The organism is Mycobacterium sp., from assembly GCF_032162605.1.
Lineage (GTDB): Bacteria > Actinomycetota > Actinomycetes > Mycobacteriales > Mycobacteriaceae > Mycobacterium.
Genome location: NZ_JAVROT010000119.1, coordinates 1 through 12,421 on the forward strand (window position 1 = coordinate 1; position 12,421 = coordinate 12,421).

At 65.3% G+C, this 12,421-nt stretch carries 8 protein-coding genes and 1 pseudogene; 2 read left to right on the plus strand and 7 right to left on the minus strand.

Annotated features, from left to right (window positions below):
* Positions 1 to 345 precede the first annotated feature (345 nt).
* The 4 genes from QOI01_RS07265 to QOI01_RS07280 all read right to left on the minus strand — a co-directional run bounded on the left by QOI01_RS07265 (position 346) and on the right by QOI01_RS07280 (position 5,489).
* Complete coding sequence (locus QOI01_RS07265; protein ID WP_526379504.1) at positions 346 to 1,566, minus strand: hypothetical protein; 1,221 nt, start codon at positions 1,564 to 1,566, stop codon at positions 346 to 348.
* A gap of 145 nt (positions 1,567 to 1,711) precedes the next feature.
* The gene (locus tag QOI01_RS07270) at positions 1,712 to 3,070 is read right to left on the minus strand and encodes an alpha/beta hydrolase (protein ID WP_526379505.1); all 1,359 of its coding nucleotides are present in this window, start codon (positions 3,068 to 3,070) and stop codon (positions 1,712 to 1,714) included.
* Between the two features lie 115 nt (positions 3,071 to 3,185).
* A complete protein-coding gene (locus QOI01_RS07275) occupies positions 3,186 to 4,481 on the minus strand; it encodes a lipase family protein (RefSeq protein WP_526379506.1) in 1,296 nt (431 codons plus the stop codon).
* Positions 4,482 to 4,541: 60 nt separating this feature from the next.
* Positions 4,542 to 5,489: a UTP--glucose-1-phosphate uridylyltransferase gene (locus QOI01_RS07280; protein WP_526379507.1), complete on the minus strand. Its 948-nt coding sequence runs from the start codon at positions 5,487 to 5,489 to the stop codon at positions 4,542 to 4,544.
* A gap of 700 nt (positions 5,490 to 6,189) precedes the next feature.
* On the opposite strand from QOI01_RS07280, the gene QOI01_RS07285 reads away from it, so the two are divergent.
* Entirely contained in the window at positions 6,190 to 8,409 is a 2,220-nt protein-coding gene (locus QOI01_RS07285) for a glycosyltransferase family 2 protein (RefSeq protein ID WP_526379511.1), read from the plus strand.
* A 57-nt stretch (positions 8,410 to 8,466) separates the two neighbouring features.
* Here the strand turns inward: QOI01_RS07285 and QOI01_RS07290 are convergent, their stop codons facing one another.
* A complete protein-coding gene (locus tag QOI01_RS07290; RefSeq protein ID WP_526379508.1) occupies positions 8,467 to 9,414 on the minus strand; it encodes a glycoside hydrolase family 26 protein in 948 nt (315 codons plus the stop codon).
* An 82-nt stretch (positions 9,415 to 9,496) separates the two neighbouring features.
* Between QOI01_RS07290 and QOI01_RS07295 the strand changes: the two genes are divergently transcribed.
* Complete coding sequence (locus tag QOI01_RS07295) at positions 9,497 to 10,795, plus strand: glycoside hydrolase family 26 protein (protein WP_526379509.1); 1,299 nt, start codon at positions 9,497 to 9,499, stop codon at positions 10,793 to 10,795.
* Between the two features lie 31 nt (positions 10,796 to 10,826).
* Here QOI01_RS07295 and QOI01_RS07300 read toward each other — a convergent pair whose 3' ends face one another.
* A complete protein-coding gene (locus QOI01_RS07300) occupies positions 10,827 to 11,498 on the minus strand; it encodes a helix-turn-helix transcriptional regulator (RefSeq protein WP_526379510.1) in 672 nt (223 codons plus the stop codon).
* Positions 11,499 to 12,242: 744 nt separating this feature from the next.
* Positions 12,243 to 12,421 (minus strand): annotated as a pseudogene (locus QOI01_RS07305) (NAD(P)H-dependent amine dehydrogenase family protein); the annotation flags it as partial.

The following is a 12,421-nucleotide window of genomic DNA, read 5'->3' on the forward strand; positions in this document are numbered from 1 at the left end:
CCGCCGACCTGGACACCGGGACGCCGCCGGTCCCGATTCCGGTCGGCCGCATCGGGCGGCCCGACGAAATGGCCGACATGGCAATGACCATGCTGCGCAACGGTTATCTGACCAACAAGGTGATCACCGTCGACGGCGGCCTCATCGCGCGGTGATGCCACGCGAGATCTACACCAGCGCGCCAGGGAATCACGTGGCGCCGCGCTCGGTGCCGGAGACGATGAGCACCGTGTCGTGGGCGTAGCGGCCGAAGTGGCCGCGCTTGATCCCGACTGGCCGGCTTGCGCGGTGAACGTCGTTTCGAAGTCGCCCTCCGGCAGTCGGCACGTAGCGGGAGCGCAGAACCTAGTTGTGTCCGGTCTGCGGTCCCCACCACAGCTCGTGGATGTGTGCGTCTGCGCTGCTGCCATAGACCACGTGCTGGGTGCCGTCGGCCTCCGATGCGTATCCGGCGAGGGTGGCGCCCGCGACGGCCGGGGCCCTGGTCGCCGCCGTTAGGTCGCCGACGTGCCAGTTCTGATCCCACCACAACTCGTACAGGTCGCGGTCGACGCCGGCGTAGATCACGTGCTGGGTGCCTTGCGACTCGAACACGTAAGCGGCGATGGTGCCACCGGCGGCGTTGGGAGCACCGGTGGCGGCAGTGAGATCGTTGGCGTGCCAACGGTTGCCGTCGGACCACAACTCGTGGATGTGGCCAGCGACGCCCTTGTAGATCACGTGTTGTGTGCCCTGAGAGGAGAACACGTAGCCGACGAGAGTACCGCCGCCGTAGCTTGCCGATCCGGTGGCGGCGGTGAGATCGCTATAGTGCCAGCCTTGTTGGGTCCACCACATCTCGAAGAGGTGTCCGCCGGGCCCGGGGTAGATCACGTGCTCGGTCCCCTGTGCTTCGAACATGTACCCGGCGAGCGCGTCGGCGCTCGCTGGCGGGGCACCGGTGGCGGTGGTCAGATCAGTTACGTGCCAGACGTCGTCCCACCACATCTCGTAGAGGTTGCGGTCGTATCCGAGGTACAGCACGTGCTCGGTACCTTGGGTTTCCGATACGTACGCGGCGAGCGCGACACCGGCCGCGGCGGGGGCGCCGGTGGCGGCGGTGAGGTCGGTGAGGTGCCAGGTCTTGTCCCAGTACATTTCGTAGACGTGACGGTCGACGCCGACCGAGAGCACGTGCTCGCTTGATTGCGAGTTGAACACGAATCCCGCAAGGGTGCCTCCGCTGGCCGCGGGTGCACCCGTGACCGCGGTGAGGTCGCTGGAGTGTCGGCCGTTGGCGTCCCACCACAGCTCACGAACGTGATTGTCGGGGGCGCTGTAGTAGATCACGTGTTGGGTACGCTGCGTTTCGAACACGAAACCGGCCAGGCTGCTGAGCACGGCTGCGGGGGCTGCCGACGCGGTGGTGAGATCTGTTCTCTGCCAACCACTGTCGGCCCATCCGCCATGACGAGGCGATGAGCCGGGCGTCGTTCTGGCGGCCAGTGCCCCTTGCCAGCAACCCACGACGACGGCAACGGCGAGCACGGCGCCGGCGATTGCGAGCCAGCGACGGGTCCTGATCATCGAATCCCCACCCTTCCTGAAGGAGGTTTGCCGGGCGCGGCCCGCGCACCCGCGAGCAGACCGCAGCCGTTGTCGTTGCGGCTGGACAACGTCATTGAGCGGCTCCGGGATGTCTCGGTCCCCACGGTCGACGGGGAGATGGTGGCTATTCCTTCGCTCCGGGCAACGCCGTCTTCGGCACACCTGGTGTTCCCAGCCTTCCGGTTAGCCAAGGCAGGGCTGCAGCGAATGCCGTGGCCGCGGATGCGAAGTCGTGACTGCTGGGATTGGCGACCACGGCACACTCGATGTCGTAACCGCTGAGCACCTGACAGAGCTCGTTGGCGATGGCGGCGTGGTCGTCCGACGGTAGGGCGCCCGCCGGGCCCGTTGGCGGCGCGGGCTCGGTGTCGGTCGGCGCACGATACACGTTGGGGGTGTCGGCGGAGACGGAGAACCACGCTGCAATGCCTTGGTAGGAACCGTGTTTGGCAGCCACGGTGAGGGGATCGAACGCGGACCAGGCGTCGGCGTCGCCACCGAAGAGGCGTGCGATCGTCTGTGCTTTGGTGCCCGCGTTGGGGCCGCGCTGGCCATCGATGTCGACGAAGGCAGCGAACAGCTCCGGATGGGTTACGGCCAGCGTCAGCGCACAGGTGCCCCCGGACGACCAGCCGACCACCCCCCAGTTGGCCGGGTCGGCGCTGACACCGAAGTTCGCAATGAGATAGGGCACAACATCTTTGGTGAGGTGATCGGCTGCGTTTCCCCGGATGCCGTTGACGCATTCGGTGTCGTTGCTGAACGCTCCACTGGAGTCGGGGAAGACCAGCACCGGCGCGTTTCCGCCGTGCGCTGCCGCAAATTCGTTGATCGTCTGCTGAGCGCCGCCGGCGTAGATCCAGTCGGAGGGTTGACCGAACTCGCCCCCGATCATCATCACGACGGGCAATCGAGGCGGGGGTGTGCTCGCGTACCATGCGGGTGGCAGGATCACCAGCTCGTCGCGGTGTTCGAATCCCGACGAGGCAGCGGGGATGGTCACCTTCACGATGGCGTTCCAGTCTGGCGCCGTGCCCTGCTGCTGCAGCTCCACGGCGGTGTCGTGGTCGGTCTGCCCCGGAAGTGGAGCGCCGGTCACGCGGTCCCACGCCGCGCTCGTGGTGGGCAGATAGCCGACCCACGCGTTGAGCGTCAGAGCGGCGCAAGACACGCACAACGGCACGGCGAATACGGACACGGCGCGGCGCCACCAGGCACTTCCGCGCCACCCGAGTGCCACGATGGCGGCGGCCACGCCGGTCGCCGCGATCCACAGCCACAGCACCAGCGGTGCCGGATCGTCGGCTAGTCCCTGATCGATGATGTACCAGTGGACGGCGGCGGTCAGTGCCGCTCCGGCGAGCAGTGCCAACGGAATTGACACCTGCACCCAGCGGCGCGAGCGCCGACCGATGGCGAGCAACACCGTAGCCGTCGCGAGCACCTGCACCGAAAGCGGGATCCAGCCGTGGGTTATGGGCATCGCGGTGCCCGCACTCGCAGTTCGGTGCCGCGGGCGGCACGCCCGGCCGTGGAAACCCCGCCCCAGTACCGGTGCAGAGCTCCACATCGGTGGTCGTAGTGACCGTGCGGGCGTTTCATGGCGCCGCCGGCGCAGACTCGTCGGGTTGGTCAGCGACGGTTGGGCAGTCGTCGCGGGCCGGGTTGCCGGCAACGAGCTCCTTCATCCATCCCAGCGCCACGGGCATGTCGGTGTCGGCGTCGCCGGTGTCCGGCGCGGTCCCGATGGTGATGACATCGCCCATCTTGCAGGCCCGGTTCAGCGCCTGGACGGTCCACGCCGCCGGGATCAGCGGGTCGTCGCTGCCGTAGATCACCATGAGGGGGGCGGCGGCAGGTCCTTGCGGCAGGTTGGTCTTCTGCAGGAATCCGCGCAGGGTGTCGGCGGCTTGGGGGCTGCTCGGTCGCAGATCGTCAGCTGGGATCTGTTCGGCGACGGCGGTGCGTTGCGGGTCGGCGGACTGCTGGCACGCCGACAGCACGTCCCATTTCGCGCTGACGACGCCGCGCCGGTAGTCGCCGAGGACGACGTCCGGGTACTCGTTCTTCAGTGCGGCCAGGTACCACTGCAACGTCAGCTTCTGCTCGGTGGTCAGCGAACCGGTGACCGCTGCATCGGCCAGCCCGGTCAGGTCGGCGGCCGGTGACAAACTGATCGCGCCCAGCAGATCGAGTCCGCGCCCGGAGTTCTCGTTGAGCTCAGCGGCGGCCCAGGCGGCCTGGCCACCTTGGCCCAGCCCCAAGGCGAACCACCGGGTGGAGGCCGTTGCCACGAGTCGACGGGTGGCGAAGACCGAATCGATGAGGTTGACGCCAACAGTGCCGGAGTCCAGGTACGGGTGATAGGTGCTGTCCAACCCCAGGCCTTGGTAATCGCTGATGGTCACTATGTAACCGACCCGTAGCAGCGACACGACCGCAGCTTGCGATCCACGCAGTGTCGGGGATTGCGATGGTGCGCAGTCGTGTTGAATGCCGGTGGCCGGGTGGCCGAGGGCCACGATCGGCCACCCCTCTGGTGGGGGTTGCCCGTGCGGGACGAAAACCGCTGCGGTGACATGGGTTTGGCTGTCGTCGATCCCGGAACTCGACGCGTAGGTGACGCGCGCCGCCAGTGATGACGCCGAGTGCAGCGCCGGGTCGACGTCGGGCAGGGTGACGGCATCTTCAAGAGTGCCTGGACCGGACCCGCTGAAATCGGCGCTCAGTTTGGCGGCGGGTGTCGAATGCGGCGCGAAACATCCGCTGAGTGCAGCCAGGACGCACGCACTGGCCAGCAAGACCACGGCGACGTTTGCGAGGGTCGTATCCCGGTTGGCCTCGGCTCGGGCCGTGTGCCAAACGCGTTGTTCGGGGGCTGGTCTGGGCTTCATCGTGGTAGTCCGAGGTCTAGTTCGGTCGCCGACTTCGACGGTGGAGTATCGGCCAGCGGATCAATCGGACGGCGTCCTCAATGCGCTGGGCCGGTCATGGTGATCGGCCAGACCCAGACGGTCGAGTAGCCAGCGGCGCAAGCCCGGTCCGTAGTCCTCGCGATCGAGCGCGAGGTCCACGGCGGCCTTCAAGTACCCGCCCGGGTTTCCCAGGTCGTGCCGGGACCCCCGGTGCACCACGGCGTGCACCGGGTGGCCCTCGTCGATGAGCAGTGAGATTGCGTCGGTGAGCTGAATCTCGCCGCCCGCGCCGCGGGGGGTGCGTCGAATGGCTTCGAAGACGGCGCGGTCCAGCAGGTAGCGACCGGCGGCCGCGTAGCAAGAGGGCGCGTCGGCAATCTTGGGCTTCTCGACCATTCCCCTGACCCGCAACACGTTGCAATCCACAGCATCGGGTGCCGGGTCGACGTCGAAGACGCCGTAGGCGCTGATCTCTTCGAGCGGCACCTCGATGGCGCACAACACGGTGCCCCCGTGTTCGGCCCGCACCCGGGACATGAGCTCCAGCGGCCCGGTCGGGAGCACCAGATCGTCGGGCAGGAGTACCACGACCGCGTCTTCGTCCTTGGACAGCACCGGCTCGACACACGAGATGGCGTGGCCGAGCCCCAGCGGTTGGTCCTGAACAACTGATTCGACCTTGATGAGCGCCGGTGCCCGCCGCACCTTCTGCAGCATTGAGTGCTTGCCACGGGCCTCCAGTACGCCCTCGAGCACCAGGTCCTCAACGAAGTGAGCGACCACGCCGTCCTTGCCCGGGGAAGTCACGATCACCAGGCGCTCGGCGCCCGCCTCGGCTGCCTCGGCGGCGACGAGTTCGATCCCCGGAGTGTCCACGACCGGCAGCAGTTCCTTGGGCACCGTCTTGGTCGCAGGCAGGAAGCGGGTGCCCAGGCCGGCGGCGGGGACAATCGCTGTCCGGGGGATGGGCGACTGCGGCATGATCATGACGGCACTTTAGCGCACGAATATCACTCTTGCGCGAATGGAAAGTTGAATTATCTGTGCTCCGACTTTCTGCGGCGGCCACTACGCCAAACGGCTCACACGGCAACTGTCAGCCGTTCGTTCTACAACGAATTTCGAAGTGATCAATGTCACCAATCTTGGTCCGTCGACGGCACTGCCGCACGAACTCCGAGCGCTGTATAACTGGTTTCGACAGCATCGAGGCTGCTGGTTTCTGTCGTCTCAGCCATTGTCGCTGGTACAAACCCGGGGGAGCTGCCAAATATTGCTGGAATGTTTCGACTATGCGAATAACAGGCTACGCCGCCTCAGACCTCGACAGCTTGAGTTTTGCTGAACGAGCTCTGTCGGGGACATGCGGGTGAGCCGCGTGTTCGCGTACCGAATTCGATTCGAAACAATGGAATGGCGATCCCGGTTCGGATCGTAGGTTGTCCCGATTCACTCGTGATGACACGCGAAAATCAGCTGTTGACGTGATAGCGAATTGGGGGAAAACAATTCCGGTCATGAGCGGGTTCCGGTACTCGTCGATATGCGCTGTATTTATTGGTGACGCACACGTGGTAAAGGTGCAGAGCGCCCAATTTGCGATATAGGGGTGGAGACGGTGAGCAAATCCCGACTGTTATTCGTACGATTGTTGACGTTATTGGTGGTCGCCTTCGGTGTCACTTACATGCAGTGGCGGTGGAGCTCCACGATCGCGTGGGATGCATGGTGGATCGCGATCCCGTTGGTGCTCGCAGAGACCTACAGTCTGAGCGAATCGGTGCTCTACGGAATCACCATGTGGAATTCCCGGCGCCGTGCCGATCCTCCGCCGGCGCCAGCGGGGCGCTCGGTCGACGTGTTCATCGCGACCTACAACGAACCGCTGGACATCGTGCTGACCACTGCGGTGGCGGCCCGTGACATCACTTATCCCCATCAAACGTGGATTCTCGACGACGGCAACCGGCCGGAATTCGCCGAAGCTGCGCGGCGAATCGGCGTGGGCTACCTCGTAAGGGGGCCGGATTGGGATGGGCGTCCACGATTTGCAAAGGCGGGCAACGTAAACAATGCCCTGTTCCATACTTCAGGAGAGTTCATCGCCGTCTTGGATGCCGACCAGGTGCCCGATCCGCACTTCCTGGATCGCGTACTTGGTTACTTCGACGATCCCGAGGTCGCCTTCGTCCAGACCCCACAACAGTTTTGGAACGTGCCGCGCTCCGATCCACTGGGCAGCCAGGCCGAACTGTTCTATGGCCCCATCCAGCAGGGCAAGGACGGCTGGGGCGGCGCGTTCTTCTGCGGATCGAACGCCGTCCTGCGTCGCGAAGCGCTGATGGCGTTGGGGCTGACGATGTTCACGCGCACCGCCGCCGAACGGGTCCGCAAGGCCCTGCGGGACGGAAGACGGCGCATCCAAGTGATGGTCGACGCGACGGCAGCAGTTGACATGAACGTCAAGGTGATCGCGCAGCGGGCCGTGCTGGCGTTGACCGACGCCGAAGCGAGGGTGCGCCGCGGCGACGTGTTGGCCGACGCCACCTTCGACCTGCGAAGCTTCGTCAACGGCCTGAACCGCACCGAGCACGTCCCAGCCGAGCTCGCAGAGACACTGGGCAACGTCGTCGAGCGCGCCGACGTCGCGCGGACCAACCAGGCCTTGGCGCTCGATCCGATCAATACCGCGTCGGTCACCGAGGACATGGCCACGGCGATGCATCTGCACGCACTGGGCTGGAGCAGCGTCTATCACCACGAGGTACTCGTCCACGGCCTGGCACCCGAGGATGTCCGGACCATGCTGTCGCAGCGCCAACGGTGGGCCACCGGCACGATGCAGGTGTTCTTCACTGATAACCCAATGCTGTTGCGGGGCTTGGCATTCAGTCAGCGGCTGATGTACCTGTCGACGATGACCAGCTATTTGAACGGGTTCGCCGCCATCGTCTACGTGATCGCGCCGACCGTGTTTCTGGTCACGGGGCGATTCCCGATTCGCTGCGACTCGATTGCCTTCTTCGTCTACTTCATGCCGTTCTTCCTGTGCTGCCAGGCGCTCTATCTGGTCGCCGGCAATGGTGCCAAGGGGCTGTGGCGTGGTCAGCAGATGTCCTTCGCGCTATTTCCCACCTGGATCAAGGCCACCGTCGCCGGTGCGGCCGCGGCCTTCCTCGGCAAGACGCTGAAGTTCGCGGTCACCCAGAAGACCAAGCAGGCCTCGGGATCCGGGATCAGACACGTGATGCCGCAGGTGCTGGCCATGGGTGTGCTCGCCGCGGCAGGCGGCTATGGAGCGGTGCAGGCTGTTGAGGGACACCGACCGGGGTTTGCCACCATCATCACGCTGCTGTGGGTGCTCGCCGACCTGGCGCTGTTGTCCGCGATGGTGCGCGCCGGCTGCTATCGCGGCCCGGGTGACGGCATCCAAAGTCCTTTCCCCGCCACCGTTGTCGCGGAAGTCGAGGGGGTCATCTCGGACGTCCGGTATGCAGGGGCGGCTGGCTGGGCCGCCCACGGCGGGGAGCCCAGCGCGGCTCCCGTGCTGGTGGCAGTTGGCCGGCCGGTGCCGCCTCCGGATCCGTCGGGGACGCAACTACGCGCTGCCGCCAGTTTCGACGCCGTAGCGGCGCTGGACCTGCGCGCACAGGTCGCCGTTGCGTTGACGGGCGCCTCGCCGATCGTGCTGATCGACGTCTCGGACGTGCGGACGCTGACTCCGTCGGGGGTGGCCGTGATGCTGGACCTGTTGCGCATGGTCCGTTCCCACGGCGGCGATCTGCGCATCATTGGCGCATCCCGGGGTTGCTTCGCGATGGCGCACGAAATGATGTCGCTGTCCGGGATCACGCGGTTACACGACGATCACGCCGCAGCCGCTAACGCTGCCCAGCGGGCTAGCTAGCCGACGCGGACCGGGCCCATGCCGCGAAACGTGAACGATCTCGCGATGATTGGCGGCTCACGCCGCCGGACGCGACGCGATCGCATCCTTGAATGCAGTCTGCGACTGGTTGGTCGAGTTGAACCGCCAGTCGCGTTCCTTGTCCATCTGAAACCAGACCACACCCGACACGCGGTCCTGGCGGCTGAGGAAGTCGAAGAGCTGGGCTATCCAGCCGGCCTTGTCTTCACCCGAGTGCGGCCCCTCCACACTCGCAGTTTCGGCGATGACGATCGGGTGTGTGTTGTCCAGCGCGCGCAGTTGGTCCAGCCCCCGGCTGAAGATGTCCGGCGGACTCTTCCACGAATGGCCGTCACCATCGCCCCAGTTGTAGCCATCGAGACAAAGGACGTCGACACTGTCTGCCCCCGGGAACGCCTCCGCCACGTCCGCCGAGCCCTCGTACGGGGCGTCCGGGCACCACATGAACGACACGTTGTGAGCGCCGGCGGAAGCGAACCGGGCACGCACGTGTTTCCACGCCGCGACGTAGTCCGCGGCCGAGTTGCCATTCACCCCGATGGACCACGGATAGTGGGCACTGTTCATTTCATGTGCGAAGCGCAGCAGTACGGGCTGTCCCCAGGTTGCGAGGTTGCGGGCCCAGGTATCCAGCTGTTCGTCGAAATTGCCCGCGGTGATGCGCGACAACGCATAGTCGGGTTGCTCCACACCCGCTTCGGGTCGCCACGGCTCCAGGGTCAGAATGGGTTGCGCTCCGGCAGCGGCAATTTCGCTGAGCTCGGGAACGGGGGTGCGCTCGTCGATCGCGGCGAAGCGCATCACGTAGTGCGGCCGCGACCCAGCCATCGTCTGAACCTGCCAGAGATTGCTGGAGGCGGCGGCGTCGTCGGGCAGGAATACACCCCACTCGATGCGATGCGGTGCTGCGGCTTTCGACGAATCCGGGTGCCCAGCACCGCAGCCGGTAAGACTCGCCGCTACCAGCGCCGCGACGAGTGCCATGCGATGTACCGCCGGCGCCCGCAGCAATGGAGTGCGGGTCGCGGCGCTCCCTGGAGCAACGACTCGACAAGAGGCGCAAGTCATGACACATGATAGGCACGACTCCGGCGCAGCCACATCTCTGGCGGATCCGCCGGGCGCCGAGGAGGATTCGCGCGGCGCGACGGACGATCAGTCTTTCGTGGCCCATCCGCCGCGGCGGCACCGCCGGGGCCAGAACGTCATCGTCCCCATCATCGCGATGACGCTTGCCGTCGTTCTGGTGCTCGTCGTCGAACCGCGAATCAAGCCTCTGCAGCTGCTGCTGGGTCGATGCAAGGTCACGTCGGCGGCCACGGTCATTCCGCAGGACGGCGTGCTGTTCGGCGTCAACTTGGATTGGAAGTCGGAAACCTTGGCTCAACATCAGGCGAACTTGGGACATTTGCCTGCGGTGGCCGTGGAGTTTCAGGACATCCCGTACGACCGGCCGACCTGGCAGCACACCGAAAGTGCCGCGCGCCAAGTCAAGGAAGACGGCGGGGTGCTGTTGCTGACGCTCGAGCCGCATGGCGGCCTAGACGCAGTGAGCCCCGAGGTCATCAACACGTTGGCCTATGACCTGCTGAATCTAAACAACATTGGCGTCCCGGTCGTCGTCAGGTTCGCGCACGAGATGAACGGTTCGTGGTACGCCTGGGGTCAACAGCCGGCTCACTACAAGGATGTCTTCCGCCAGGTTGCCACCGCGGTCCATCAAATTGCCCCGGGGTCGGCGATGATGTGGGCGCCGAACTACGGCGGCGGATATCCCTTCGCCGGAGGAAAGTTCGCGGCACCGCCGGGCAGCGACAGCTTTCGGGAGCTCGACACCGACGGCGACGGCCAGCTGACGATGCACGACGACTCCTATGCCCCCTACTACCCCGGCGACGCGTACGTGGACTGGGTCGGGATATCGCTCTATCACTGGGGTAATCACCATCCGTGGGGCAACAACGACATCACGGAGCCGCACAAGTTCATCGACATGCTGACCGGCAGCTACAACGGAACGGCCGGTGATGACGCAGGAGTGCCCAACTTCTACCAGAGCTACGGAGTCGACCATCACAGGCCGATCGCCATCGTGGAGACCGCGGCGATCTTCACCCCGTCACGCCAAGGGGAAACCGAGCTCGCGATCAAGCAGGCGTGGTGGCGGCAGGTGTTCTCCGAGGAAACTCGACGACGCTTCCCGCAGCTGAAGATGATCAACTGGTTTGAGTGGAAGAAGTTCGAGATCGAAATCAATGATTGGGTGGACTGGCGCGCGGCCTCATCTCCGGCGATCAGAGCTGCCTTCGTCGCCGACCTTCCCGGCTGGTTGCGCTACGCCGACTCAGTGCATCCCTGTGCCTAACCCGGGGCGCAGGCACGGCACCGTGACGTCGCTACATTTCGTGCATGCTGATGATGCCGTCTTGCAGAGCGCGCGCGACCAGGGCGGACTTCGTCGGGGCGGGTCGTCCCACAGCGGCGTATTTGGCCCGTATGCGCTGCAGGTGACTACGGACCGTCGCGGGTGCGATCCCCAGCTGGGTTGCGACCTGTTCCTTGCTGTGGGTCCGACACCAGCAGATGAGCACTTCGCGTTCCCGCGGAGCGAGATTGGGCCGGCCGACGCTGCGGTTCACCAACGTTGCGCGCGCCATGCGGGGACCGACGTACGGGTTGGTGGTGGATGCGGCACGGATCGCGTTGATCAGATGATGCTTTCGCTCGTGCTGTGTCAGGAAGGTGACTGCACCGAGTTCGAGGCACGTGAGGATCACTTCGTCGGTCTCCAGGCGCGAGTACACGATGACCCGATGCCCGAGCTCGACGATCCGGTCCAAGGCGACGAAGTCGACAGCTGCGCTCTCGACCTCCGGATCGAAGATCACCACATCGATCGCCTGCATAGCCGCTGACTGATGCGCGCTCAGGAACACCTCCGCGCTGAAGTACGTGCCCGCGAGCAGGATTGGGGGTTCGGTTTGGGCGCACCACAGTTGGACCGCGGCGTGAATCGCGTCGCGGCTCGCGATGACCGCGACGGAGTCTTCCCCATCCCAATTGGCCATGTCGGCCACCTACCGACTCCCCCCAGAGCAAATTTCCCCAACTTTGCCAACCGCTTTGCCCGTAGTGGTCAGCCGCGCATTTTGCGCTGCTGGCCGAAGCCGGACTGGCGTGGTCAACAATTGCTATCATCGCCCACCGCCTCAGTCGCCGCTCACTGACGAGAACGTGTTCTCGATCGAACCGAGTCGCCCGACATCGCATCTGCGTGGACGAAGTCACCTGATGTGATTCGATGGCCATTGCAGCACTTGATGCTTCGCGGCATCAGTACCTGGACCCGGGGGGCCATCTGCCCGAGGCCCCGCGCGTTTTGGGGTGAGCAGCCATCCTTTGGGGCGCGCTTTCCGACGATTCGGAGTCGACGGCCACGCGATCGATCCGAGGGTCTTCATCGGGGAGCGGGAGTCGCAGCGACGACCGATGCTGCAGCCCTAGCGTCGACGGTCATCCGATAGACCGGTAAGCGTGAAGGTCTGCACTCGTGGCGTCCTCGAATCGACGAGTTGCCAGCCACGATATCGGCGAAGTGGGCCGGGGGAAGCATCTGAGCGTCATGCAGAAGCCCGACCGCCCGGGTGAACGTATTGCCCATGGTCACGCCGCGGCGGTCGGCAGACCGATTCATCGTGTGCGCGCCGTGAGTGCGTCGCCGGGAACGACGTTGATTGCTCTCCGGAGCGCAGCTACCTTGTGTGACGAGCGGCTCGCCGACGTCGTCGCCGGTCGTCATCGCAACGCCTCGCTCAGCGCAGGTGCGGCGCGGCCTTGCCGCTGATCAGCGGTAGGTCGAGCATTGTCAGAATGCCAGGTTCGGCCGCACACACCGCAGGCACGGAGTTGACGCAGTGCGCTGCAGTTCCGACGATGCCGTGCTCGGGACCCTCGCCGCCGACTGCAGAGTGGAATCCCTTGACGACGATGG

Coding starts and splice junctions, on each gene's coding strand:
- QOI01_RS07280 (WP_526379507.1), bottom strand. CDS start 5,489: ATGATCATGCCGCAGTCGCCCATCCCCCGGACAGCGATTGTCCCCGCC.
- QOI01_RS07285 (WP_526379511.1), top strand. CDS start 6,190: ATGCAGTGGCGGTGGAGCTCCACGATCGCGTGGGATGCATGGTGGATC.
- QOI01_RS07300 (WP_526379510.1), bottom strand. CDS start 11,498: ATGGCCAATTGGGATGGGGAAGACTCCGTCGCGGTCATCGCGAGCCGC.
- QOI01_RS07265 (WP_526379504.1), bottom strand. CDS start 1,566: ATGATCAGGACCCGTCGCTGGCTCGCAATCGCCGGCGCCGTGCTCGCC.
- QOI01_RS07290 (WP_526379508.1), bottom strand. CDS start 9,414: ATGGCACTCGTCGCGGCGCTGGTAGCGGCGAGTCTTACCGGCTGCGGT.
- QOI01_RS07295 (WP_526379509.1), top strand. CDS start 9,497: ATGACACATGATAGGCACGACTCCGGCGCAGCCACATCTCTGGCGGAT.
- QOI01_RS07270 (WP_526379505.1), bottom strand. CDS start 3,070: ATGCCCATAACCCACGGCTGGATCCCGCTTTCGGTGCAGGTGCTCGCG.
- QOI01_RS07275 (WP_526379506.1), bottom strand. CDS start 4,481: ATGAAGCCCAGACCAGCCCCCGAACAACGCGTTTGGCACACGGCCCGA.